21 protein-coding genes are annotated in these 23,895 nt (G+C 63.2%); 15 read left to right on the top strand and 6 right to left on the bottom strand.

The window, feature by feature from the left end; genetic code table 11:
• Positions 1-14 precede the first annotated feature (14 nt).
• From EJ070_RS27015 to EJ070_RS27000, 4 genes are all read left to right on the top strand, one after another.
• Positions 15-1,025, top strand: a complete 1,011-nt coding sequence (locus tag EJ070_RS27015) for a DNA-directed RNA polymerase subunit alpha (protein ID WP_126094101.1) — start codon at positions 15-17, stop codon at positions 1,023-1,025.
• Between the two features lie 104 nt (positions 1,026-1,129).
• Positions 1,130-1,561 (top strand): 50S ribosomal protein L17, encoded by a 432-nt coding sequence (gene rplQ, locus EJ070_RS27010; protein ID WP_126094100.1) that lies wholly within the window; start codon positions 1,130-1,132, stop codon positions 1,559-1,561.
• 190 nt (positions 1,562-1,751) lie between these two features.
• Positions 1,752-3,245, top strand: a complete 1,494-nt coding sequence (locus EJ070_RS27005) for a DegQ family serine endoprotease (protein WP_126094099.1) — start codon at positions 1,752-1,754, stop codon at positions 3,243-3,245.
• Positions 3,246-3,285: 40 nt separating this feature from the next.
• Positions 3,286-4,593 carry a replication-associated recombination protein A gene (locus tag EJ070_RS27000; RefSeq protein ID WP_126094098.1) on the top strand — a complete coding sequence of 436 codons (1,308 nt, stop codon included), beginning with the start codon at positions 3,286-3,288 and terminating at the stop codon, positions 4,591-4,593.
• 127 nt (positions 4,594-4,720) lie between these two features.
• On the opposite strand, the gene EJ070_RS26995 is transcribed toward EJ070_RS27000, so the two are convergent.
• Positions 4,721-5,107 carry a hypothetical protein gene (locus EJ070_RS26995; protein WP_126094097.1) on the bottom strand — a complete coding sequence of 129 codons (387 nt, stop codon included), beginning with the start codon at positions 5,105-5,107 and terminating at the stop codon, positions 4,721-4,723.
• Positions 5,108-5,414: 307 nt separating this feature from the next.
• On the opposite strand from EJ070_RS26995, the gene EJ070_RS26990 reads away from it, so the two are divergent.
• From EJ070_RS26990 to EJ070_RS26955, 8 genes are all read left to right on the top strand, one after another.
• Complete coding sequence (locus tag EJ070_RS26990) at positions 5,415-6,245, top strand: aspartyl/asparaginyl beta-hydroxylase domain-containing protein (protein ID WP_126094096.1); 831 nt, start codon at positions 5,415-5,417, stop codon at positions 6,243-6,245.
• Positions 6,246-6,522: 277 nt separating this feature from the next.
• On the top strand, positions 6,523-7,470 hold the full coding sequence (locus EJ070_RS26985) for a helix-turn-helix domain-containing protein (RefSeq protein ID WP_245464685.1): 948 nt from the start codon (positions 6,523-6,525) through the stop codon (positions 7,468-7,470).
• Positions 7,471-7,610: 140 nt separating this feature from the next.
• Positions 7,611-9,128, top strand: coding sequence for an aldehyde dehydrogenase (gene adh, locus EJ070_RS26980; RefSeq protein ID WP_126094094.1), 1,518 nt, complete (start codon positions 7,611-7,613; stop codon positions 9,126-9,128).
• A 65-nt stretch (positions 9,129-9,193) separates the two neighbouring features.
• Complete coding sequence (locus EJ070_RS26975) at positions 9,194-9,559, top strand: DUF779 domain-containing protein (protein WP_126094093.1); 366 nt, start codon at positions 9,194-9,196, stop codon at positions 9,557-9,559.
• Positions 9,560-9,784: 225 nt separating this feature from the next.
• Entirely contained in the window at positions 9,785-10,771 is a 987-nt protein-coding gene (locus EJ070_RS26970; RefSeq protein ID WP_126094092.1) for an RluA family pseudouridine synthase, read from the top strand.
• Between the two features lie 41 nt (positions 10,772-10,812).
• Positions 10,813-11,688, top strand: a complete 876-nt coding sequence (locus EJ070_RS26965) for a DMT family transporter (protein ID WP_189350699.1) — start codon at positions 10,813-10,815, stop codon at positions 11,686-11,688.
• Positions 11,689-11,698: 10 nt separating this feature from the next.
• Positions 11,699-12,490 (top strand): ATP12 family chaperone protein, encoded by a 792-nt coding sequence (locus tag EJ070_RS26960; protein WP_126094090.1) that lies wholly within the window; start codon positions 11,699-11,701, stop codon positions 12,488-12,490.
• Positions 12,491-12,857: 367 nt separating this feature from the next.
• On the top strand, positions 12,858-14,747 hold the full coding sequence (locus tag EJ070_RS26955; protein ID WP_126094089.1) for an MFS transporter: 1,890 nt from the start codon (positions 12,858-12,860) through the stop codon (positions 14,745-14,747).
• A gap of 79 nt (positions 14,748-14,826) precedes the next feature.
• On the opposite strand, the gene EJ070_RS26950 is transcribed toward EJ070_RS26955, so the two are convergent.
• Positions 14,827-15,021, bottom strand: a complete 195-nt coding sequence (locus tag EJ070_RS26950; protein WP_126094088.1) for a DUF2735 domain-containing protein — start codon at positions 15,019-15,021, stop codon at positions 14,827-14,829.
• Positions 15,022-15,334: 313 nt separating this feature from the next.
• Here EJ070_RS26950 and EJ070_RS26945 point away from each other — a divergent pair, with 313 nt between their 5' ends.
• Positions 15,335-16,372 (top strand): glutamine synthetase beta-grasp domain-containing protein, encoded by a 1,038-nt coding sequence (locus tag EJ070_RS26945; RefSeq protein ID WP_126094087.1) that lies wholly within the window; start codon positions 15,335-15,337, stop codon positions 16,370-16,372.
• A 253-nt stretch (positions 16,373-16,625) separates the two neighbouring features.
• Here EJ070_RS26945 and glnA read toward each other — a convergent pair whose 3' ends face one another.
• Positions 16,626-18,035, bottom strand: a complete 1,410-nt coding sequence (gene glnA / locus EJ070_RS26940) for a type I glutamate--ammonia ligase (RefSeq protein WP_126094086.1) — start codon at positions 18,033-18,035, stop codon at positions 16,626-16,628.
• A 61-nt stretch (positions 18,036-18,096) separates the two neighbouring features.
• Positions 18,097-18,435, bottom strand: a complete 339-nt coding sequence (locus EJ070_RS26935; RefSeq protein WP_006205430.1) for a P-II family nitrogen regulator — start codon at positions 18,433-18,435, stop codon at positions 18,097-18,099.
• 346 nt (positions 18,436-18,781) lie between these two features.
• On the opposite strand from EJ070_RS26935, the gene EJ070_RS26930 reads away from it, so the two are divergent.
• Positions 18,782-20,302 (top strand): NAD(P)H-hydrate dehydratase, encoded by a 1,521-nt coding sequence (locus EJ070_RS26930; RefSeq protein ID WP_126094085.1) that lies wholly within the window; start codon positions 18,782-18,784, stop codon positions 20,300-20,302.
• Positions 20,303-20,466: 164 nt separating this feature from the next.
• Here EJ070_RS26930 and waaF read toward each other — a convergent pair whose 3' ends face one another.
• The gene (waaF, locus tag EJ070_RS26925; RefSeq protein WP_126094084.1) at positions 20,467-21,489 is read right to left on the bottom strand and encodes a lipopolysaccharide heptosyltransferase II; all 1,023 of its coding nucleotides are present in this window, start codon (positions 21,487-21,489) and stop codon (positions 20,467-20,469) included.
• 157 nt (positions 21,490-21,646) lie between these two features.
• On the opposite strand from waaF, the gene EJ070_RS26920 reads away from it, so the two are divergent.
• Positions 21,647-22,042 (top strand): DUF6165 family protein, encoded by a 396-nt coding sequence (locus EJ070_RS26920; protein WP_126094083.1) that lies wholly within the window; start codon positions 21,647-21,649, stop codon positions 22,040-22,042.
• A gap of 9 nt (positions 22,043-22,051) precedes the next feature.
• Here the strand turns inward: EJ070_RS26920 and EJ070_RS26915 are convergent, their stop codons facing one another.
• Positions 22,052-23,584: an acyl-CoA carboxylase subunit beta gene (locus tag EJ070_RS26915; protein WP_126094082.1), complete on the bottom strand. Its 1,533-nt coding sequence runs from the start codon at positions 23,582-23,584 to the stop codon at positions 22,052-22,054.
• Positions 23,585-23,895: the final 311 nt, after the last annotated feature.

Below are 23,895 nucleotides of genomic sequence, written 5' to 3'. Positions count from 1 at the left end.
GGAAGGAAGACACAATGATCCAGAAAAACTGGCAGGAACTGATCAAGCCGAACAAGATCGAGTTCTCGTCGAAGAAGAAGACGCTGACCACGCTGGTGGCAGAGCCGCTCGAACGCGGCTTCGGCCTCACCCTCGGCAACGCGCTGCGGCGCGTGCTTCTGTCTTCGCTGCGGGGCGCGGCCGTTACCGCCGTGCAGATCGACGGCGTGCTGCATGAATTCTCGTCCATCGCCGGCGTGCGCGAGGACGTGACCGACATCGTGCTCAACATCAAGGAAATCGCCATCCGCATGGAAGGCGATGGTCCCAAGCGCATGGTCGTGCGCAAGCAGGGCCCGGGCGCCGTGCTCGCCGGCGACATCCAGACCGTGGGCGACGTCGAGATCCTCAACCCCGACCACGTCATTTGCACGCTGGACGAGGGCGCCGAGATCCGCATGGAGTTCACCGTCGACACCGGCAAGGGCTACGTGCCGGCCGAGCGCAACCGCGCCGAGGACGCGCCGATCGGCCTGATCCCGGTCGACAGCCTCTATTCGCCGGTCAAGAAGGTCTCCTACAAGGTCGAGAACACCCGCGAGGGCCAGGTTCTCGACTATGACAAGCTGACCATGACGATCGAGACCGACGGTTCGATCTCGGGCGAGGACGCGGTGGCTTTCGCCGCCCGCATCCTGCAGGATCAGCTCGCCCTGTTCGTCAACTTCGACGAGCCGCAGAAGGAAGTCGCCGCCGAGGCCGTCACCGAGCTCGCCTTCAACCCGGCGCTGCTCAAGAAGGTCGACGAGCTGGAACTCTCGGTGCGTTCGGCCAACTGCCTGAAGAACGACAACATCGTCTATATCGGCGACCTGATCCAGAAGACCGAAGCCGAGATGCTGCGCACCCCGAACTTCGGCCGCAAGTCGCTGAACGAGATCAAGGAAGTGCTGGCAGCGATGGGCCTGCACCTCGGCATGGAAGTGCCGGACTGGCCGCCGGAAAACATCGAAGACCTCGCCAAGCGTTACGAAGACCAATATTGAGCATGAATTCCAAGGATCGGCGGCGCGAGCCGCTCGATCCGACGGTCATGCGGAAAACCATCAGAGGCCGTGGCCTCTTGAACAACTGAAGAAGGAAAAGAGCCATGCGCCACGGTTTCAAAGGCCGTCGCTTCGCCCGCAGCGTAAGCCACCGCAAGTCGATGTTCGCCAACCTCGCCGTGTCGCTGATCGAGCACGAGCAGATCGTCACCACCCTGCCGAAGGCGAAGGACCTGCGTCCGATCGTCGAGAAGCTGGTGACGCTCGGCAAGCGCGGCGACCTGCACGCCCGTCGTCAGGTCATCGCCCAGATCGGCAACGAGCCGGTCGTGAAGCGCCTATTCGAGACGATTGCGCCGCGTTACGCGCAGCGCAACGGTGGCTATCTGCGCATCATGAAGGCGGGCTTCCGCAAGGGCGACAACGCCGCGATGGCGGTGATCGAGTTCGTCGACCGCGACACCTCGGCCAAGGGCGCAGCCGACCGCGCCCGCCTCGAGGCCGAAGGCGGCAACGAGGAAGCCGCGGCCGCCTGAGGTCTCGGCTTTCGAAATTGAATGCGAGGGGCCTGCGGGCCCCTTTTGCATTTTGGAGGCTGAGCCCGGGAGCGGGCGGATTTTCGCACGCAGGCTCATGCTTTTGCGCGACAAGCGCCTGATTTCCGTGCATTGGCCTTTCATTCTGCACAATCGTCGGGACAATGGCGCCTGATCTGGAGGATTCGGAATGCACCTCAAACGGCTGTTTCTCATTGCAGTTTGCGCGCTTGCCGCTTTCGCCGGGGCGCCGGCCGTCAGACAGGCATCGGCCGAGGACGCCGCCAAGCCGGCAGACCCCGGCCTCTCCGACGTGCTGACCGATCTGCTGCATGGCGTCGAAGGCGAGAACGCCACCTCGGGCCCTGACAAGCGCGTGCCGTTCGGCCGCGAGGAGGTGCAGCTTTCCTTCGCGCCGCTGGTCAAGCAGACGGCGCCTGCCGTGGTCAATGTCTACGCCTCGCAGACCGCCAAGGTGACCTCGCCCTTCGAGGGCGATCCCTTCTTCGAGGAGTTCTTCGGCCGCGCCCAGCCGCGTGCGCAGTCCTCGCTGGGCTCCGGCGTGCTGGTCGATCCGAGCGGCGTCATCGTCACCAACTACCATGTCATCAAGGACGCCGACGAGGTAAAGGTCGCGACCGCCGACGGGCGCGAGTTCACCTCGAAGGTCATGCTGAAGGACGAGACGCTCGATCTCGCCGTGCTCAAGATCTCGGCCGACAAGCCGTTCCCGGTGATCGCCATCGGCGATTCGGATGCGCTCGAGGTCGGCGACCTGGTGCTGGCCATCGGCAATCCGTTCGGCGTCGGCCAGACCACCACCAGCGGCATTGTTTCTGCACTTGCCCGCAGCCATATCGGGGTCTCGGATTCCGGCTATTTCATCCAGACCGACGCCGCCATCAATCCCGGCAATTCCGGTGGCGCGCTGATCAACATGGGCGGCCAACTGGTCGGCATCAACACGGCGATCTACAGCCGCAGCGGCGGCTCGATCGGCATCGGTTTCGCTATTCCCGCCAACATGGTGCGCGCCTTCGCCGACGCCGCCAAGGCCGGACTCGACTTCTTCGAGCGGCCCTATATCGGCGCCGAATTCGAGGCCGTTACGCCGCAGATCGCGGAATCGCTCGGTATCGAAAAGCCGACCGGCGCGCTGGTTTCGTCGGTCGATGCGGCCGGCCCTGCCGGCAAGGCGGGCTTAAAACCCGGCGACGTCGTGCTGTCGCTCAACAATACGCCGGTCGAAAGCATCGAGGCGCTGGACTACCGCATGGCGACGCTGTCGATCGGCTCCAAGGCGACCTTCGCCGTGCTGAGCAAAGGCCAGCAGGCGACGCTGGAGATCTCTCTGGAGCGGGCGCCGGAAGGCGCCAAGCCGACCGAGATGACGCTGCATGGCCGCAGCCCCTTCGCCGGCGCCAAGGTGGCGGAGCTGTCGCCGCGCCTTGCCCAGCGGCTCGGCCTGCGCACCGACTTGAAGGGCGTCACCGTGGTCGACATCAATCGCGATTCACCCGCCGCCGATTTCGGCTTCCAGCCGGGCGATATCGTACGCGAGGTGAACGGCACGAGCATCGATACAGCGGCGACGCTGGCACAAATTGCCCAGCAGGACACGCGCTGGTGGCGCTTTACCGTCGAGCGTGGCGGGCAGACACTGCGCCAGGTGTTGCGCTACTGAGCCCGGCCCAAGAGGGTCGCGCTCCAACTCGAAGACAAGCATGGCTGACCTGTTCAGTTCCGATGAACCGGAGAAAGCGCCGCCCGGGCGGCCGCTGGCCGATCGGCTGCGTCCGAAGAACCTTGGCGAGGTCGTCGGTCAGGAGCATCTGACCGGGCCGGACGGCGCGCTGACACGCCTGATCGATTCCGGCTCGCTCGGTTCGATGATCTTCTGGGGGCCGCCCGGCACCGGCAAGACGACGGTTGCGCGGCTCTTGGCTGGCGAAACCAATCTTGCCTTCGAGCAGATATCGGCGGTGTTCTCCGGCGTCGCCGACCTGAAGAAAGTGTTCGAGGCGGCGAAGCTGCGCCGCGCCAATGGCCGCCAGACGCTGCTCTTCGTCGACGAGATCCATCGCTTCAACCGTGCCCAGCAGGACGGCTTTCTGCCCGTCATGGAAGACGGCACGGTGGTGCTGGTCGGCGCCACGACGGAAAACCCGTCCTTCGAACTGAACGCCGCGCTGCTGTCCCGCGCGCGCGTACTGGTGTTCCGCTCGCTGGGTGAGGAGAGCATCGCCAAGCTTTTGGCGCGCGCGGAAGAAACCGAGGGCAGGGCGCTGCCGCTCGACGAGGAAGCGCGGGCCATGCTCATCCGCATGAGCGACGGCGACGGCCGCGCCTCGCTGACGCTGGCCGAGGAAGTCTGGCGCGCCGCCAAGCCGGGCGAGGTGTTCGGGCCGGAGGGCCTGCAGCGCGTCATCCAGCGCCGCGCGCCGATCTACGACAAGGGCCAGGATGGACACTACAACCTGATCTCGGCGCTGCACAAATCGGTGCGCGGTTCGGACCCCGACGCCGCGCTCTACTATCTCGCCCGCATGTTCGATGCCGGTGAGGATCCGCTCTATCTCGGCCGCCGGCTGGTGCGCATGGCGGTGGAGGATATCGGCTTGGCCGATCCGCAGGCGCTGGTCATCGCCAATGCCGCCAAGGACGCCTATGACTATCTCGGCTCTCCCGAGGGCGAGCTCGCCTTCGCCGAGGCCGCCGTCTATCTCGCCACCGCGCCGAAATCGAACGCCGTCTACACCGCCTTCAAGGCGGCGACACAGGCGGCCAAGGAGTTCGGCTCGCTGCTGCCGCCAAAACACATCCTCAACGCGCCGACAAAGCTGATGAAAGAGGAGGATTACGGCGCCGGCTACCGCTACGACCACGACGAGCCGGATGCCTTCTCCGGTCAGGACTATTTCCCGGAAAAGATGGGCCGCCGCACTTTCTACGATCCGCCCGAGCGTGGCTTCGAGCGCGATATCAGGAAGCGGCTGGAATACTGGGCAAAGCTGCGCAAAGAGCGGGAGTAACGCCCCAGCAAAACTTTAGTGCTGGCGATCGAAGGGCGTCGGCCTTTACCTTTGTGGCCCGCGCCTCTGATCAAACCCCGCTGCGTCTTCGCAATCGGGCCAATGCGTCCACCTATGCGGGACGCACTCAGTGGTCCATCACCAGCGGCTCGGAAGATGAGTCGTCGGATCCGTCGGTCTCGGTACCGGAATCTGCGCCAGTGCCAGTCGTGCCTCCTGTGTTATCCTCACCCTGGTCGTGAGCAGATTCCTTCTCACCGTCATGGCTGCCAGAGGTTCCGCTGCTGCTGTGGCTGTCGCCGCCATCGTGCTCGCCGCCGTCACCGCCACCATTGCCGCCGTCGTGACCTCCGTCGCCGCCGCCACCACCGCCCTCGGATTCGGCGTGGGCAACGGCTGGAACGAGCTTAGCCGCACCGTCAAGCGTCAAGTGGTAGGGTGCAATGGTGAGTGCCAGCGCCGCCGACGCGCGCAGCGTGAGCCAGACGAGCCGGTTGAAGGGAATTGTGGTCATCTTATCCTCCTCGTAGAGTGCTGTTAGTGAACTAATTCAGCCGAAGATCGACGACAGGCCACGACGGCTTGCGACGGTCATTGGTACGGGATAGCGAATCCAACCTGACAACTGGCTGACAGCCGTTTCGGGTGCTGCCGGCCAAGCCGGCGAGTTGGGGCGCTTCTGATGGTGGAGGAAAAGAGCGCGGCGATGATTTTGGCCCAGATTGTGCAGCGGTAGGAAAAATCCTATTAAGGCGCACGGCTGGCGGGGGTCGCCGTGATTTGGCTCATGCGAACAGGATCGCGCTTCCGCGCGAAACACTATGACAAAGCAAACCGTTAAGACCCTTCGTAAGGCTGCGACCGCAGTCCTGCTTCTTGCGCTCGGCTTCTACTTCATCCCGATCCTGACGACGATCCTCATCGTCTGCGGCCTGATCGACATCATGCGCAATGACGAGAAGAACTGGAAGCTGTTCGACCGCTATTTCCTCGGCAACGGCCTGTTCACCTGGCTGCTTTCACCGTTCAACCTGATTGTGGACCTTCTCTGCTACAGGAACCACGGCGTCTGGAAGCTTGACCAGTTTCCTGAAGACTACCAGCGTGAGATCAACGAGGTTCTGGGCGTCTTCAAGTCGCGCAAGGACGAGATCATCGCCGACATCGACGCCAATTTCGGCACCGGCCGGCGCGGCATGTATGTCTATCAGTGGTACGGCAAGCACAAGATCGACAACGTTCCCGAATTCAACAAGGACTTCAAATACATCAAGACAATTGCCGTCTCGGTCTTCAGCGGCCGTGAATCGACCTCCTGGCATTTCGGGCCGCTCCGGCTCAGCCTGCGCATCCTCTACAATCTGATCCCGGTGAAGGCCGAGATCTTCGTCCAGTGCGGCAGCAAGAAGAACTACTGGTACGACAATCCGCTGTTCATCTTCGACGACACGCTCTTCCACCGCTCGGTCAATGAATATGACGGACGCCGCTATTGCGTCTTCGTCGATATCGTCCGCCCGTCTCCGTTCCCCGGCCTGATCGCGGGCATGCTTGCTGTCGTCTCGGTCAGCGTCGAGCGCATCAATTCCGTCTTCTACAAGAACTGGAAGATGATCGGCTCGTCCAAGCCCAAGAAGGCCGCCGCCAACTGACCCGAGGCGGAACCGCAGGGTTCGAGCATCCTGGCCCGTCTTAAACCAACGTCCTATGGCGCCGATGGGAGGCGACCTTTAGAACTCCGGAGCAATTCCAGGGAAAATGCGCAGCGATTTTCCCTGGAATTGCGCAAAATCAAAAACCTGTTGCGGTCGGCGACTATATTGAAACTGAGCCGCTCCGGGTGTCGGATATGTTCTTGCGAACATGACGACGGAGCAGAGGGAGGTTCTGCTCGCCGGGAGGACTAGGTTGATCGGACGGCAAACAGCCGTGCACGCGGATTTGGTCCAGGCCTCGATCGCGAAAAGCGACGCGGCCCATTCGGCGTTGGTCGCCTCGTGGCGACGTTCCCTCCATTTGCATGGTCTCGACCCGGCCGAGCGCAAGGCGCCCAGACGGCTGACCGAAGGCGAACTGAGGCAGGCCAGGCAGCGCACGGAGCGACTCGTCCGAGCCGCCGAAGGGAGCCTCAATCGGCTTTACCTCGCCGTCGGCGGTGTCGGCTGCTGCGTGATGCTGGCTGACCGCGACGGCATTCCCCTGGAGCGCAGGGGCGCCGTTGCCGATGACGAGACCTTCGACGAATGGGGCCTGTGGACCGGCACGGTCTGGAGCGAGGAGAGCGAAGGCACCAACGGGATCGGCACCTGCATCGCAGACCAACGGGCGCTCACCATCCATCGCGACCAGCATTTCTTTTCGCGCAACACCTTGCTCAGTTGCACGACCGCGCCGGTCTATGATCACGAAGGCAATCTGGCGGCTGCGCTCGACGTGTCCTCCTGCCGGTCGGATCTGACGGAGGGTTTCGTCCAGCTCATCGCCGTCGCCGTGGGGGATGCCGCGCGCCGCATCGAGGCCGAGAATTTCCGCATGGTGTTTTCCGGCGCCCGCATTCTGTTGGCCCCTGCCGCTGAGCGTACCGCCGGCGCGCTCATCGCGGTCGATTCGGACGATCTGGTGATCGGCGCGACGCGCAACGCGCGGCTTGCGCTTGGCATAACGCGCGAAGCCCTGGCCAAGGGGCTGTTGGCAGCAGACGTCCTCGGCGATGCGCCAGGCGCGAGGGAAGACCTCGACGATGCCGAGCGCGGCGTGCTCCAGCGGGCGCTGGCTCGCGCCGGCGGCAATGTCTCGGCGGCGGCGCAAAGCCTAGGTATTTCGCGCGCGACGCTGCATCGCAAGCTCGCCCGTTTCGCTATCCGCCGTCCGCATTGATTTCACGGCCCTGACCTGTCGCAGTTCTGCGACACTCGGCGGCCGCGATCGTCCCGCCCCGGGCTGACAAACCGAAGCCTGTCCGCGACCCTTCCCTCCTGACGCGCCGCATCCCGCGGCGTGCTTCTTGGGAGGAAGTCATGAACAAGGTAGAATTTTCGCGTACAGCCAAGGTTCCTTTCGCCAAGCGTTACGACAACTTCATCGGTGGCAAGTGGACGGCGCCGCACTCCGGCAAATATTTCGATAACATCTCGCCGGTTACCGGGCGGCCCTTGTGTGAAATCGCCCGCTCGGATGCGAACGATATCGAGGCAGCACTCGATGCCGCGCACAAGGCCAAGGATGCCTGGGGCAAGACCAGCCCCGCGGAGCGCGCGCTGATCCTCCATCGCATCGCCGATCGCATGGAAGAAAACCTCGATCTGCTGGCGCTCGCCGAGACCTGGGACAACGGCAAGCCGATCCGCGAAACGACGGCGGCCGACCTTCCTTTGGCCGTCGACCATTTCCGCTATTTCGCCGGCGTGCTGCGCAGCCAGGAAGGCAGCCTCTCCGAAATCGACCACGACACCGTCGCCTATCATTTCCATGAGCCGCTCGGCGTCGTCGGCCAGATCATTCCGTGGAACTTCCCGCTGCTGATGGCCTGCTGGAAGCTGGCGCCCGCGCTCGCCGCCGGCAACTGCGTGGTGCTGAAGCCGGCCGAGCAGACTCCGGCGACGATCATGCTGTGGGCCGACCTTATCGGCGACCTTCTGCCGGAAGGCGTGCTCAACATCGTCAACGGCTTCGGCCTCGAGGCCGGCAAGCCGCTGGCGTCGTCGAACCGCATCGCCAAGATCGCCTTCACCGGCGAGACGACGACCGGTCGTCTGATCTCGCAATATGCCAGTCAGAACCTCATTCCGGTAACGCTCGAGCTCGGCGGCAAGTCGCCCAACATCTTCTTCCAGGACGTGACGGCCGAAGACGACGATTTCTTCGACAAGGCGATCGAGGGTTTCGTCATGTTCGCGCTCAATCAGGGCGAGGTCTGCACGTGCCCCAGCCGCGCGCTGGTGCACGAGAAGATCTACGACCAGTTCATGGAGCGCGCGCTGAAGCGCGTCGAGGCGATCGTCCAGGGCGATCCGCTCGATCCCGCAACCATGATCGGCGCCCAGGCTTCGAGCGAGCAGCTGGAAAAGATCCTGTCCTACTTCGACATCGGCCGCCAGGAAGGGGCCAAGGTGCTGACAGGCGGCGAGCAGAACCATCTGCCGGGCGACCTTGCCGGCGGCTACTACGTCAAGCCGACCGTGTTCAAGGGGCACAACAAGATGCGCATCTTCCAGGAAGAGATCTTCGGCCCTGTGGTGTCGGTGACCACCTTCAAGGACGATGACGAGGCGCTGTCGATCGCCAACGACACGCTCTACGGGCTCGGCGCGGGCATCTGGAGCCGCGACGCGAACCGTTGCTACCGCTTCGGCCGCGCCATCCAGGCGGGCCGCGTGTGGACCAACTGCTACCACGCCTATCCGGCGCATGCCGCCTTCGGCGGCTACAAGCAGTCGGGCATCGGGCGCGAGACGCACAAGATGATGCTCGACCATTATCAGCAGACCAAGAACATGCTGGTCAGCTACAGCCCGAAGAAGCTCGGCTTCTTCTAATCCTCCTAGGGCGCGTAGGGGAGGGTACGGCTTGCCGTACCCTCCTTTCATGACAGGAGGATCGCATGGACAAGGCCTCGTTGGGCAAAGTGTCGGCCACGCCAGAGGCCGAGGCGCTGCTTGCCGAGATCATCGCCGATCACGGGCCGGTGCTGTTTCACCAGTCTGGCGGTTGCTGCGATGGGTCCTCGCCGATGTGCTACCCGCGCGCAGAGTTCACGGTCGGCGACAATGACGTGAGGCTGGGCGAGATCGGCGACACGCCCGTCTACATCAGCGCCTCGCAAATCGAGGCCTGGAAGCACACTGACCTCATCATCGACGTCGTGCCGGGCAGGGGCGGCATGTTCTCGCTCGACAATGGCCGTGAGAAACGGTTCCTGACGCGCTCGACGGTCTGCGCCGCGCCGGCGCCATCTTCGAAGAATTGACTGGGCGGAAGAATTCCATCGATCCGCGACGATTGGGGTAATCGTCGCCCTTTGTTGGGTCTTTGGCTCGCACCCTGCCTGCCTTAGGCACGTCGCGCTGAGCGATTCAGGTGACGTGCTTCAAGTTCCTTGTTTTTGAGCAAGTCGTTCTCCCAAAGCCGCTCCGCACTTTTGGGCGACATGCTTTAGTGCTATGGCGCCGCTTTCGAACGGAAAAGCGAAGTCATGGCAGGTGTTGAACAGATCACGGTGGAAGCCGGCGAGGCGGGCATGCGGCTCGACCGCTGGTTCAAGGTCCACTATCCGGGCCTCGGCTTCGGCTATCTGCAGAAGCTTTTGCGCTCCGGGCAAATCCGCGTCGATGGCGGCCGGGCGAAGCCTGACACGCGCGTGGAGCCCGGCCAGACCGTCCGCATCCCGCCGCTTGACGTCGACAAGAAGGGCGACGCCCCGCTTACCGGCCATTCGATCCGCAACCAGGGCGATGCCGATGTGCTCGCCAAGATGCTGCTGCACGAGGATCCGAAAGTCTTCGTCTTCAACAAGCCGGCGGGGCTCGCTGTCCAGGGCGGCTCAGGCGTGACACGCAATGTCGACGACATGCTGGAGGCCTGGCGCAACCAGAAGGGCGAGAAGCCGCGCCTCGTGCATCGTCTCGACCGCGACACCTCGGGCGTGCTGGTCGTTGCCCGCACCCGCCTTGCCGCGATGAAGCTTTCGGAAGCATTCCGGGCGCGCGACACGAAGAAGACCTACTGGGCGCTGGTCAAGGGCGTGCCGTCGAAGCGCGAGGACAAGATCTCGACCTGGCTGGTCAAGGAGGCGACGCCGGACGGCGACCGCGTGCGCATCGCCAAGCATGGCGAGAAGGGCGCCGACCATGCCGTCTCCTATTACCGCGTCGTCGAGCAGGCGGCGCAGTCGTTGTCCTGGCTGGAGATGGAACCATATACCGGCCGCACGCATCAGCTTCGCGTGCATGCCGCCCATATCGGCTGCCCGATCATCGGCGATCCCAAATATTTCGAGGCCGACACCAATTGGGAATTTCCAGGCGGCATCCAGAACCGGCTGCATCTGCATGCGCGCCGCATCGTGATTCCGCATCCCGACCAGGGCGTCATCGATGTCACAGCGCCGATGCCGCCGCATATGCGCCAGAGCTGGAACCTGCTCGGCTTCGACGAGCAGAGCGCGGAGGACAACAATTGAGCGGCGCGACCGATACGCTCGACCGCCGCGACGCAGTCGACATGACTGCGGCCGCCATCATGGTCGGGCTGACGCTGTCCTGGGGGATGAACTACGTCGCCGCCAAGGTTTCGTATGCCGGTTACGATCCGGTTTTCGTCTCCATCGCGCGCTCCATCCTTGGCGGGTTGTGCGTGTTCGGCTGGTGCCGGCTGCGTGGCATCAAACTCTTTCAGGCGGATGGCACGCTGGTCGCCGGCATCGTCGCGGGCGTGCTCTTCGGCGTCGAATTCTTGTTCCTCTATGTCGGGCTGGAGTACACGACCGTCGCCCGCAACACGCTCTTGGTCAACACCATGCCGTTCTGGGTGCTGGTCGGCGGCCATTTCCTGCTCAGCGAGCGCATCACCACGCGCAAGCTTACCGGCCTCGTGCTCGCCTTCTGCGGCCTCGCGGCCGTCTTCTTCGACGGTATCGTCGCCGGCAACAATGCGACGCTGACGGGCGATCTGCTGAGCCTTGGTGCCGGCATCCTGTGGGCGCTGACCAGCATCGTCATCAAGCGGTCGAAACTGGCAGAAACCAGTGCCGAGAAGCTCTTGCTCTATCAGCTCGCCGGCGCGGCTGTCGTCGGCGCCCTGGTGATGCCTTTCGCCGGCCCGCCGATCCGCGAGATCGCCGCATTGCCGACACTGGCCTTGCTGTTCCAGTCTTTCTATATCGTCGCCTTCACCTATGTTTTGTGGTTCTGGCTGCTGACGCGCTATCCGGCAGCGGGCCTGTCGAGCTTCGCCTTTTTGTCGCCGGTGTTCGGCGTGCTGTGCGGCGCGGTGCTCTTGGATGAGCCGCTGACGGTCCGGATCTTCCTGGCGCTTGGCCTGATCGCCGCCGGGCTGATCATCGTCAACCGGACGGCGCGCAGGCAGCCCGCACCGTAAGGAGTTCGACATGCGCGACATCCTCAACGACCTCGAAGCTGGAAAGCAGCTTTCCGATCCCGATCCGGTGCGCCGCGCCCAGATCCAGATGAAGACGCCGCTGCCGAAGCGCTTCTACAAGGCTGTTTCGGTCGTGCCGGTCGAAAACGGTTTTGCCGTCCATCTCGACGGCAGGCCGGTCCGAACACCGGGAAAGGCGCTGCTGGTGCTGCCGACAGAAAGAGCGGCGATGCTGGTGGCTGACGAGTTTTCCGCGCAGGGCGAGGTCATCGACCCCGTCACCATGCCGGTCATGCGCCTTGCCAACACGGCCCTCGACGGTGTCGCCGGCGACCCGCAAGCGGTGCTCGAAGATGTCCTGCGCTTCGCTTCGTCGGACCTGCTCTGCTACCGCGCCGATAGCCCTCAGGGCCTGGTGGACCGGCAGAACAAGCTCTGGGACCCGGTTCTCGATTGGGCGAGGAGCCGCCTTGGTGCGCGCTTCAATCTTGCCGAGGGCGTCATCCATGTCGAGCAGCCGCGCGAGACGATCGCCGTCCTTGGCGCCCATCTTGCCCAGCGCGCCGAGCCGCTGCGTCTGGCCGCCATCCATGTCATGACCTCGCTGACCGGATCGGCGCTGCTGGCGCTTGCCGTCGATTTCGGCGAGCTCGGAGGCGAGGAAGCCTGGACCGCCGGCCATGTCGACGAGGACTGGCAGATCGAGCACTGGGGCCAGGATGCCGAGGCCGTCGCGCGCCGCTCGGCCCGCAAGCGCGATATGATGGCGGCGGTCAGCCTGCTGGAAGCGCTGCAAGCCTAGAGCAATTCCAGGAAAAAAGTGCGCAGCGGGTTTCGGTTCGGAATTGCGACAGAGAAAACAAGCAATTCCAGGAAAAGTGCGCAGCAGTTGAGCTCAGCGACTTCGCCGTAGCCTTCCATCCGGAGTTGCGTAAAACAAACTTGGAGTGGATCGACGATCCACTAGAGATGAGCCATCCAGTGCCACGCTCCGCTTTCGCATTGCACCTAATACGAAAGTCATAATCCCATCGTCTCGGTGCCTTTTGGCGGCGCTTTCTGCCATTTTTTCTTCGTTGGCCGCGTTTTTTTGAGTCCACGTTCGGAGAAGTTGCGGACGGTGGCGCGCAGTCATCGAGGACATACGGGATCCACGGGAGGATATATCAATGGCAATGGTTTCGACCGCCGGCGGAACAAGCCGCGGCATGACGCGGGAGGAAAAGAAGGTCATCTTCGCCTCCTCGCTCGGCACCGTTTTCGAATGGTACGATTTCTATCTTTACGGCTCGCTGGCCGCCTTCATCGGCGCGACCTTCTTCAGCCCGACCATCCCCGAGGCGACGCGCAACATCTTCGCGCTGCTGGCCTTTGCCGCCGGCTTCCTCGTCCGCCCGTTCGGCGCGCTGGTGTTCGGCCGCCTCGGCGACCTTGTCGGCCGCAAATACACCTTCCTCGTCACCATGACGATCATGGGCCTGTCGACCTTCCTGGTCGGCCTGCTGCCCGGTTACGCCAGTTGGGGTATCGCGGCACCCGTGATCCTGATCGGGCTCCGCATGTTCCAGGGCCTGGCGCTTGGCGGCGAATATGGCGGTGCCGCGACCTATGTCGCCGAGCACGCGCCGGACGATCGCCGCGGCTACTACACTTCCTGGATCCAGACGACGGCGACGCTCGGCCTGTTCCTGTCGCTGCTCGTCATCCTGGGCGTCCAGAGTTCGCTCAGCAAGGAAACCTATGCTGCCTGGGGCTGGCGCATTCCCTTCATCGTCTCGTTCCTGCTGCTCGCCGTCTCGGTCTGGATCCGGCTGTCGCTCTCGGAGTCGCCGACCTTCCAGCGCATGAAGGAAGAGGGCAAGGGCTCCAAGGCGCCGTTGTCGGAAGCCTTCGGCCAGTGGAAGAACGCCAAGATCGCGCTTCTGGCGCTGCTCGGCCTGACCGCCGGCCAGGCCGTCATCTGGTACAACGGCCAGTTCTACGCGCTGTTCTTCCTGACGAACGTGCTGAAGGTCGACGCGCAGTCGGTCAACATCATGATCGCGATCGCGCTTGCGGTAGGCTCGCTCTTCTTCGTCGTGTTCGGCTGGCTGTCGGACAAGATCGGCCGCAAACCGATCATCATGGCTGGCCTGGCGCTTGGTATCGTCTGCACCTTCCCGCTGTTCAAGGCGCTGACCTGGGCCGCCAACCCGGCTTTGGCCACCGCGCAGCAGAATACGCGCGCGACGGTGACGGCTGCCCCCGGCGACTGCAGGTTCCAGTTCAACCCGGTCGGCACGGCGAAGTTCACGACATCCTGTGACATCGCGACCTCCTTCCTGACCAAGAACTCGGTGCCTTATGACGTCGTGACGACGGCCGCGCCCGGAACCGCCGCTACGGTCAAGATCGGCAATGACACGGTGCAATCATACGACGCCGTCGCCGCCGGCGATCAGGCCAAGGCCAAGGATGGCGCCTTCACCAAAGCGGTCAACATGGCCTTGCAGGACGGCGGCTACCCGCTGAAGCGCGCCGCCGCCAAGGTGCCGGACCAGAAGCTCGATGCCTTCGTCGCGGCCAATCCGGAGCTGAAGCTCGACGCTGCGGCCATCCGTGGCGGCGAGAAGACGACGGTTCCGGCCGACAAGGCGGTCACCGACAAGCTGCTGACCAAGGACGAGGCAGCTGGCGCGTCTGAGATCACCGTCTACAACATTCCGGGCGGCGGTGCTTTCGCGATGACCGCCGATCCGGCCGCCATCAACTGGCCGATGACGATCGGTATCCTGTTCATCCTGGTGGTGTTCGTGACCATGGTCTACGGCCCGATCGCCGCTATTCTGGTCGAGATGTTCCCGACCCGCATCCGCTACACCGGCATGTCGCTGCCCTACCATATCGGCAACGGCTGGTTCGGCGGCCTGCTGCCGGCAACGGTGTTCGCGCTGAGCGCTTACAAGGGCGACATCTATTACGGCCTCTGGTACCCCGTGGTGATCGCCGCGATGTCGCTCGTCATCGGCATGATCTTCGTCAGGGATACGCTCGGCACCGACCTGCACGGCAAGGACTAGCCGATCGACCCTTCTGGAATGAAAAGCCCGGCGCGAGTGATCGCGCCGGGCTTTTTCATGCCGAACTGGAAAGTCTTGGTCAGCTCTTGCGCTGCTGGTTTTCTTCCTCGATGGCCGCCTCATGGTACCAACCGTCGAAATCGGCGTGCGTATTGCGCAGCGAGGCAAGCTCTGCCGTGAATTTGGCCTTTGCGCCTAAATTTGAGGCAGATACCCGACCTGCAAGCGGGAACATCAGAATCTTTGCCGACGGACGGGACGTGGTGACTTCCATTGGCGGCCTCCCTTATTCTCCAGGAGCTTGGCGATTCAACTTTCTCCCAAGATAGGTTCTGCGATTCATTTAGGCAATATGCCCGCAAAAAGATCAATATTTGCCTACTATTTATGCATATTCTACAGTTGGACGATTGCCGCGCATTGCTGAGACGGCTCAACAGATTCAACGCGTTGCCACGATCATTTTGCCGCACCCGGGGCGGGGAGAGTGGCACACGAATTGCTTTTTAACGACCGGCAGGCCGGCCAGGTCCGGCCGTGCGTCGATCCCGCCGTGGCGCGGCGTCCAAGCAACGAGAGGCACTGGAATGACCAAATACAAGCTCGAGTATATCTGGCTCGACGGCTACACCCCGACCCCCAATCTGCGCGGCAAGACCCAGATCAAGGAGTTTGCCGAGTTCCCGACCCTCGAGCAGCTGCCGCTGTGGGGCTTCGACGGCTCCTCGACGAACCAGGCCGAAGGCCGCAGCTCCGACTGCGTGCTGAAGCCGGTAGCGGTTTATCCGGATCCGGCCCGCACCAACGGCGTTCTCGTCATGTGCGAGGTCATGATGCCCGATGGTGTGACGCCGCACGCGTCGAACAGCCGCGCGACCATCCTCGATGACGAGGGCGCCTGGTTCGGCTTCGAACAGGAGTATTTCTTCTACAAGGACGGCCGTCCGCTCGGCTTCCCCGAGAGCGGCTATCCGGCTCCGCAGGGCCCGTATTACACCGGCGTCGGCTACAAGAATGTCGGCGATGTCGCGCGCCAGATCGTCGAGGAGCATCTCGACCTCTGCCTCGCCGCCGGCATCAACCATGAAGGCATCAACGCCGAGGTGGCGAAGGGCCAGTGGGAATTCCAGATTTTCGGCAAGGGTTCCAAGAAGGCCGCCGACCAGATGTGGATGGCGCGTTACCTGCTCCTGCGTCTTACCGAGAAGTACGGCATCGACATCGAGTTCCACTGCAAGCCGCTCGGCGACACCGACTGGAACGGCTCGGGCATGCACTGCAACTTCTCGACCAACTATATGCGCGAAGTCGGCGGCAAGGCCTATTTCGAGGCGCTGATGGCGCAGTTCGAAAAGAACCTGATGGATCACATCGCCGTCTATGGTCCGGACAACGACAAGCGCCTGACCGGCAAGCACGAGACCGCGCCGTGGAACAAGTTCTCCTACGGTGTCGCCGACCGCGGCGCCTCGATCCGCGTTCCGCACTCCTTCATCAAGAACGACTACAAGGGCTATCTGGAAGACCGTCGTCCGAACTCGCAGGGCGACCCCTACCAGATCGCCTCGCAGGTCCTGAAGACGATCTCGCAGGTCTCGACCGACGCCGTTTCAGCGGCCGCCTGACGGACGAGCTTCGATTACAGAAAAAAGCCCCGGCGGAAAAAATGCCGGGGCTTTTTTCATGGCGAATGCCGATGCGCTGCCGTCAGCCGGCGAGCACGGCCTCCCCGGTCGCCTGACGGCGAGCGTTCGCATTTCCTATTGATGGCCAAATCTTCCACCAGGCCGGACAATGGGCGGACAGGTCGCGCCGCAAATGAAAGGCCCTTGGAAAGGAGCACCTTCCAAGGGCCTAATTTTCTATTCGATCAGAGTGTTAGACCGAATAGTACATGTCGTACTCGACCGGGTGCGGAGTCATTTCGAAGCGCATGACCTCGGCCATCTTCAGCTCGATATAGCTGTCGATCTGGTCGTCGTCGAAGACGCCGCCGGCCTTCAGGAAGGCGCGATCCTTGTCGAGGCTCTGCAGGGCTTCGCGCAGCGAGCCGCAGACCGTCGGGATCTTCTTCAGCTCCTTCGGCGGCAGGTCGTAGAGGTCCTTGTCCATCGGCTGTCCGGGATGGATCTTGTTCTTGATGCCGTCGAGGCCGGCCATCAGCATGGCGGCGAAGCCGAGATAGGGGTTCGCGCCCGGATCGGGGAAGCGGACCTCGACGCGCTTCGACTTCGGCGACGAGCCGAACGGGATGCGGCAGGAAGCCGAGCGGTTGCGGGCCGAATAAGCGAGCAGCACCGGCGCTTCATAACCAGGCACCAGCCGCTTGTAGGAGTTGGTGAGCGGGTTGGTGAAGGCGTTGATCGCCTTGGCGTGCTTGATGATGCCGCCGATGTAGAACAGGCAGCTCTCCGACAGGCCGGCATATTCGTTGCCGGCGAAGGTCGGCTTGCCGCCTTTCCAGATCGACTGGTGGACGTGCATGCCCGAACCGTTGTCGCCGAACACCGGCTTCGGCATGAAGGTGGCCGTCTTGCCATAGGCGTTGGCGACCTGGTGCACGACATACTTGTAGATCAGCATCTTGTCGGCGTTGCGCACCAGCGTATCGAACTTGATGCCGAGTTCGTGCTGGGCGGCCGCGACCTCGTGGTGATGCTTCTCGACGCGCACGCCCATCTCGGCGAGCACGGTCAGCATCTCGGAGCGCATGTCCTGGCATGAATCAACCGGCGGCACAGGGAAATAACCGCCCTTGGTGCGTGGACGATGGCCGAGATTGCCGGTCTCGTAGTCGGTGTCGTCATTGGACGGCAGCTCGGTGGAGTCGAGCCGGAAGCCGGTATTGTACGGATCGACCTTGTACTTGACGTCGTCGAACACGAAGAACTCGGCTTCCGGGCCGACGAAGATCTGGTCGCCGATGCCTTCCGACTTCATATAGGCCTCGGCCTTCTTGGCGGTGCCGCGCGGGTCGCGGTTATAGGCCTCGCCGGAGATCGGATCGAGGATGTCGCACAGGATGACCATGGTCGACTGGGCAAAGAACGGATCCATATGGACGGTGTCCGTGTCCGGCATCAGCACCATGTCGGACTCGTTGATCGCCTTCCAGCCGGCGATGGAGGAACCGTCGAACATGACGCCGTCGGCGAACATGTCTTCCTCGACCTCGACGACATCCATCGTCACATGCTGCAGCTTGCCCCGCGGATCGGTGAAGCGCAGGTCGACGAACTTCACGTCGTTGTCTTTGATCTGCTTCATGATGTCTTTGGCTGTCGTCATGTCATGTATCCCTGTTTGATGACGTTTTTTGATGATGACGGTTCAGAAAGGTGGGGTGGCGTCAGACGGCGTCCATGCCGGTTTCGCCGGTGCGGATGCGGACGACTTCCTCGATGTTGGAGACGAAGATCTTGCCGTCGCCGATGCGGCCGGTCTGCGCCGCCTTGCGGATGGCTTCGATGGCGCCTTCAACGGCATCGTCGCCGAGCACCACCTCGATCTTCACCTTGGGCAGGAAGTCGACGACATATTCGGCGCCTCGATAGAGCTCGGTGTGGCCCTTCTGCCGGCCAAAGCCTTTGGCCTCGGTAACGGTGATGCCCTGCAGTCCGGCCTCCTGAAGCGCCTCCTTCACTTCGTCCAGCTTGAATGGCTTGATGATCGCTTCGATCTTTTTCATGTAAAAAGTGGCCTCCACTGCCAAAGAGACGGGTTGTGTACCCCGCTTGCGCCTCCATCAAGCACGAAGCGTGCCAATTCCCGGAGGTTGGAGACGGTATCGGGCGATTCAGATGCCATGCCGCACCCGGATGTAAATTCGCGTCATCCGCCGCATCGGATGCGTCATCGACGCCCAAAGCCTATACATCGCTCCTCCATCCGTCTGCGCAAAATTTGGGCAGATAGCGTATTTTGCAGGCAGATTCCCCTCCGGGCGCCACCGCTTTCCGGTGATAGTCAGCCGTCGCTGTTTGCGTCGAACCGCAAATCGGACAATGCTTGATCGGATGGAGATCGGCAATCCCATGCGCAATGAACTTCTTTCGCCGGCCGAGATGGCCGAGGCCGACCGCCTGGCGATCGCGGAAGGTCCGCTCGACGGTTACGGGTTGATGCGCCGTGCCGGTGAGGCGGTCGCGGCCGTCGTGCTGGCGCGCAACCCGGCGGCGACGCGGGTGCACGTGCTGTGCGGTCCCGGCAACAATGGCGGCGACGGCTACGTCGTGGCGCGACTGCTTCAGGAAAGTGGCGTCGACGTCGCGTTGTGGGTGTCGGGCGAGCCGCGGCCAGGCAGTGACGCCGCGCTCGCCGCGGCCGACTGCCCGCTCGAGCGCCGGCCGCTGTCTGCCTTCACTGCCGAGCCCGGCTCGCTCGTGGTCGTCGCACTCTATGGGGCGGGGCTGTCCAAGCCGCTGTCGGGCGATGCCGCCAGGGCGGTCCGGATCGTGACGGATCTCCGCTTGCCAGTCGTCGCCATAGATCTGCCTTCCGGCGTTGCCGGCGAGAGCGGGGCCATTCTCGGCTGCGCATTTCGCGCAGCCATAACCGTGACCTTCGCGCGAAAGAAGCCGGGGCATCTGCTTTTGCCGGGGCGTGAGATGTGCGGCGAGATCGTGCTTGCCGACATCGGCATCGGTGACGGGATCATCGCTCAAATCGCGCCTCGAACCTTCGAGAACGGACCGGCGCTTTGGCTGGCAGGCTTTCCGGCCCCGGCTGTCGATACGCATAAATACAGGCGAGGCCACGCGAGCGTTTTTTCCGGCGGACCGTCGGCGACGGGTGCTGCCCGGCTGTCGGCACTTGCCGCCGCGAGAAGCGGGGCAGGGGCGGTGACTGTGCTGTCGCCGGCCAACGCCATGCAGGTGAACGCGGCGCATCTGACCTCGATCATGCTGCGCAAGGTCGATGCGGTTGCCGATCTCGGCGCGTTCCTCACCGATCGCCGCCCCTCGTCCTTCGTGCTCGGTCCGGGTTTCGGTGTCGGCGAAAAAGCGCGCGATTTTGTCCTCGCGCTGCTCGATGCAGGGCAGGGACAGGACACAGCCATTGAAGGGTTGGTGCTCGACGCAGACGGCATCACCTCGTTCCGCGACGAGCCCGAGACGCTGTTCCAGGCCGCCGGCAAGTCCGCGGCGCCGGCGCTGGTGATGACGCCGCATGAGGGTGAGTTCGCCCGGCTGTTCCCTGACGTCGCGAACGACAAGGCGCTCTCCAAACTGGCCAAGGCGCGCGCGGCGGCGGCGCGTGCCAATGCCGTCATCGTCTACAAAGGCGCCGACACTGTTATCGCCGCGCCAGATGGACGCGCCGTCATCAACAGCAATGGAGCGCCTTGGCTTGCCACCGCCGGCTCGGGCGATGTGCTGGCGGGAATCGTCGCGGGGTTCTTGGCACAGGGCATGCCGGCCTTCGAAGCGGCCTGCGCGGGTGTCTGGATACATGCCGAAGCCGGCAGCCGGTTCGGTCCTGGGCTGATCGCCGAGGACATGCCGCTGGCCATGCTGCCGGTGTTGCGCGAACTGGTGGAGAGCGCCACCGGATGAAGCGGCTGGTTTTCCTTTTGGCTGCCCTCGCCATGGCCGGGTCCGTTGCGAAGGCGGTGCCGCCGATCGTCCGGTCACCATTGTCGATCTGCGCGCGCTCGATGCCGAGGGCTTCGGCTTCACGCCCGTCCGACACGCCTAGCGCCGCCAAGCATGGGGGGGCGTCATGCGCTTTGCGGGTGGCGTGCCTCTTCAAGAGCGCCGGCCAGGGCCTCGCGTACTCTTTCTTCGCTCACACCCAACGTGTCCTCGATCCAGCTGGGGGTCGAAATGGGCGGCTCGAGAAGGCGAACGTGCTCATTCACCGGCGCGTGGAGGTATGAGAGATTCGAGCCGAAAATGAGCACACACGGAATGTTCAACGCTGCGGCGGCGTGGGACATGCCGCCGTTGACGCCAAGGAACAGCGCTGACGCGCCCAGTTGATACATCACATCGATCAGCGGCGTGGTGGTGAAATCGACCGCATGTGGCACCTCGGCGCGAATCCGGTTCGCGGCATCGCGTTCGCGAGGGCCCCCGACGATCCACACGGCCCAGCCCCGATTGGAATAGTCTTTCGCGATCGAGATGAAGCGCTCCATCGGCCACGATCGGGGGCTTTCCATATCGCCGGTAAAAATCGCCAGAGCCGGCCTGTCGGCTTCGACACCGGCACGGCTGCGCCAGTCATCCAGTTCCGCGGCGGGAATGATCAACTGCGGCGCCGGCCAATCGACATTGGCCATCGGCTTCGCACCCAGCGTGACGATGGAGCACACCTCTTCATAGAGGCGTGTCTTGCGCGGGCCGAACGCCCACAAATGGCGCAGCCAGTCCGCCGGCAGGCGGTTGACCAAACCGAACTGCAGCTCCTGCGGGTAGCCGATCCGCTCCGGTATGCCGGCCATGAACGGTATCAAGGCTGCTTTGATCGTGCTTGTCATGAGATAGGCCGAGCCATAGTTCTCTTTGCGGAGCTCGCCAGCGAGATTGCGGCGGGCCGCCAAGCCCAACTGCATAGGCCGCCTATTGAGCGCCCAGGCTTTGCGGACATGCGGCATGAATCGGGCGAAAGCTACGTTGCCGGGCGATGTCACAACATCGATCGGACAGTCGGGGAACCGCTTCGCGAGGATGCGGATGGCCGAATGACAGCGGACGAAATCGCCGACCGCCGGAAAGCCGACCAGGAGAATTGGATCCAACAGATATACCTTTCAATTCTATCGAGCCGAGGCGCCGCCGCTGTCCGGCAGATTGACTTCGCTCGTTTCGGCTGCCTATTGCCGCTACTCTATCCGGCGAGGTCCATATTCCCCGCCGCTAATGTTTGACAAGGCTCTCCGGAAAAGGACAATTTGCATGGTCCGCCCCATACTCGTCGAGATCGCCCCCGGCGAATTGCTGGACAAGATATCGATCCTCGAGATCAAGGCGGCAAGCATTGCCGACGCGGCCAAGCGCGCCAACGTCCTGCACGAACTGGAGCAATTGTCCCATGTTCGCGACGAGCACATTCCGGCATCGGAGGCGTTGGCGGGTCTTTACGCGGACCTGAAGGCCGTCAATCAGGCGCTCTGGGTTATCGAGGACGATATCCGCGTGGAGGAACTCAACAAGCGTTTCGGCGACCGTTTCATTGAACTCGCCCGCGGCGTCTATCGGACGAACGATCGTCGCGCCGCGCTGAAGCGGGAGATAAACCTGCTGCTGAGTTCCGCGATCATCGAGGAAAAATCCTACGAAAACTACGAATAGGACCATCCCTCACAGCGGGATGTTGTCGTGCTTCTTCCAGGGGTTCTGCATGTCCTTGTTGCGCAGCATGCGCAGCGCTCGCGCGATACGGCGGCGGGTCGAGTGCGGCATGATCACCTCGTCGACATAGCCGCGCTCGGCCGCGACGAAGGGCGACAGGAAGCGATCCTCGTAGGTCTTTGTGTGGGCGGCGATCTTTTCCGCGTTGCCGATGTCCTTGCGGTAGATGATCTCGACCGCGCCTCTCGCCCCCATCACCGCGATCTGCGCCGTCGGCCAGGCATAGTTCATGTCGCCGCGCAGGTGCTTCGACGCCATGACGTCATAGGCGCCGCCATAGGCCTTGCGGGTGATCACCGTGATCTTCGGCACGGTCGCCTCCGCATAGGCGAAGAGCAGCTTGGCGCCATGCTTGATCAGCCCGCCATATTCCTGCGCCGTGCCGGGCAGGAAGCCCGGAACGTCGACGAAAGTCACGATCGGGATCGAGAAGCAGTCGCAGAAGCGCACGAAGCGCGCCGCCTTTCGGCTGGCGTCTGAATCCAGCACGCCGGCCAGCACCATCGGCTGGTTGGCGACGAAACCGACGGTTCGGCCGTCGACGCGGCCGAAGCCGGTGACGATGTTCTTGGCGAAACTCGCCTGGATCTCGAAGAAGTCGCCTTCGTCGGCAACCTTCAGGATCAGTTCCTTTATGTCATAGGGCTTGTTGGCGTTGTCGGGGACCAGCCGGTCGAGCGACATGTCATAGTCCATCACGGACTGGTAGCATTCGATCTCTGGAATCTCGGCGGTGTTGGAAGCCGGCAGAAGATCGATCAGGCGGCGCATCTGCAGAAGCGCCTCGACGTCGTTGTCATAGGCGCCGTCGGCGATGGAGGATCTGGTCGTGTGCACCGTGGCGCCGCCGAGGCTCTCGGCCGTCACCGTCTCGTTGGTCACCGTCTTCACCACGTCCGGGCCGGTGACGAACATATAGGAGGTGTCGCGCACCATGAAGATGAAGTCGGTCATGGCCGGCGAATAGACATCGCCGCCGGCGCAGGGCCCCATGATCAACGAAATCTGCGGAATGACGCCGGAGGCAAGCACGTTGCGCTGAAAAATCTCGGCGTAACCGCCAAGTGCGGCCACGCCTTCCTGGATGCGGGCGCCGCCGGCGTCGTAGAGGCCGATGATCGGCGCGCGGTTGCGCAGCGCCATCTCCTGAACCTTGACCACTTTCTCGGCATGCGCCTCCGACAGCGAGCCGCCGAAGACGGTGAAATCCTTGGCGAAGAGATACACCGGCCTGCCGTTTACCGTGCCCCAGCCGGTCACCACGCCGTCGCCGGCGATCTTGGTCTTCTCCATGCCGAAGTCGGTGGAGCGGTGCTCGACATACATGTCGAACTCCTCGAACGATCCTTCGTCGAGGAACACCTCGATGCGCTCGCGGGCGGTGAGCTTGCCCTTCTTGTGCTGGGCCTCGATCCGCTCCTTGCCGCCGCCCATGCGGGCGATCTCACGGCGGCGCTCGAGTTCCTTCAGCACGTCTTTCATCGCTGCCCCCAAAAAGGAAAGGTGATTTGTGGTAATCGGGAGGGCGGGGGAGCGCAAGCACCCTGTTCTTGTTGCATTGCAACATCACCCCTTGCATTTCAGGCCGGACTCGGCCATATGCGGCGGCATAGGCGCTTGGGCCGGTTTGTCCGGCTTTCTCCACGCATGAGACTGGTTGCGTCTGTTTTCCCTCTTTCCGGCAAGTCGGCCTCTCTGTCCGGCAGTCGACAAGGTGGCGAAAGAGCCCCGGAGCATGAAGCTCGCGGGCACGACAGCGCAGCCGCGCGGACGCTTCCGTCCGCCGCCTTGTC

Origin of the sequence: Mesorhizobium sp. M1E.F.Ca.ET.045.02.1.1 (genome assembly GCF_003952485.1) — a bacterium.
Taxonomy (GTDB): Bacteria; Pseudomonadota; Alphaproteobacteria; order Rhizobiales; family Rhizobiaceae; genus Mesorhizobium.
The sequence above is the reverse complement of the archived record's forward strand: the minus strand, read 5'-3'. Positions and strand labels throughout refer to the sequence as shown.

Excerpts from the sequence above, each read along its gene's own strand:
- EJ070_RS27000 (WP_126094098.1), top strand. The coding sequence starts at position 3,286 with ATGGCTGACCTGTTCAGTTCCGATGAACCGGAGAAAGCGCCGCCCGGG.
- EJ070_RS27015 (WP_126094101.1), top strand. The coding sequence starts at position 15 with ATGATCCAGAAAAACTGGCAGGAACTGATCAAGCCGAACAAGATCGAG.
- rplQ (WP_126094100.1), top strand. The coding sequence starts at position 1,130 with ATGCGCCACGGTTTCAAAGGCCGTCGCTTCGCCCGCAGCGTAAGCCAC.
- EJ070_RS26915 (WP_126094082.1), bottom strand. The coding sequence starts at position 23,584 with ATGAAAGACGTGCTGAAGGAACTCGAGCGCCGCCGTGAGATCGCCCGC.
- EJ070_RS26935 (WP_006205430.1), bottom strand. The coding sequence starts at position 18,435 with ATGAAAAAGATCGAAGCGATCATCAAGCCATTCAAGCTGGACGAAGTG.
- EJ070_RS26920 (WP_126094083.1), top strand. The coding sequence starts at position 21,647 with ATGGTCCGCCCCATACTCGTCGAGATCGCCCCCGGCGAATTGCTGGAC.
- EJ070_RS26995 (WP_126094097.1), bottom strand. The coding sequence starts at position 5,107 with ATGACCACAATTCCCTTCAACCGGCTCGTCTGGCTCACGCTGCGCGCG.
- EJ070_RS26945 (WP_126094087.1), top strand. The coding sequence starts at position 15,335 with ATGACCAAATACAAGCTCGAGTATATCTGGCTCGACGGCTACACCCCG.
- EJ070_RS26950 (WP_126094088.1), bottom strand. The coding sequence starts at position 15,021 with ATGGAAGTCACCACGTCCCGTCCGTCGGCAAAGATTCTGATGTTCCCG.
- EJ070_RS26930 (WP_126094085.1), top strand. The coding sequence starts at position 18,782 with ATGCGCAATGAACTTCTTTCGCCGGCCGAGATGGCCGAGGCCGACCGC.
- adh (WP_126094094.1), top strand. The coding sequence starts at position 7,611 with ATGAACAAGGTAGAATTTTCGCGTACAGCCAAGGTTCCTTTCGCCAAG.
- EJ070_RS26965 (WP_189350699.1), top strand. The coding sequence starts at position 10,813 with ATGACTGCGGCCGCCATCATGGTCGGGCTGACGCTGTCCTGGGGGATG.
- EJ070_RS26990 (WP_126094096.1), top strand. The coding sequence starts at position 5,415 with ATGACAAAGCAAACCGTTAAGACCCTTCGTAAGGCTGCGACCGCAGTC.
- EJ070_RS27005 (WP_126094099.1), top strand. The coding sequence starts at position 1,752 with ATGCACCTCAAACGGCTGTTTCTCATTGCAGTTTGCGCGCTTGCCGCT.
- EJ070_RS26960 (WP_126094090.1), top strand. The coding sequence starts at position 11,699 with ATGCGCGACATCCTCAACGACCTCGAAGCTGGAAAGCAGCTTTCCGAT.
- EJ070_RS26970 (WP_126094092.1), top strand. The coding sequence starts at position 9,785 with ATGGCAGGTGTTGAACAGATCACGGTGGAAGCCGGCGAGGCGGGCATG.
- EJ070_RS26955 (WP_126094089.1), top strand. The coding sequence starts at position 12,858 with ATGGCAATGGTTTCGACCGCCGGCGGAACAAGCCGCGGCATGACGCGG.
- EJ070_RS26975 (WP_126094093.1), top strand. The coding sequence starts at position 9,194 with ATGGACAAGGCCTCGTTGGGCAAAGTGTCGGCCACGCCAGAGGCCGAG.
- glnA (WP_126094086.1), bottom strand. The coding sequence starts at position 18,035 with ATGACGACAGCCAAAGACATCATGAAGCAGATCAAAGACAACGACGTG.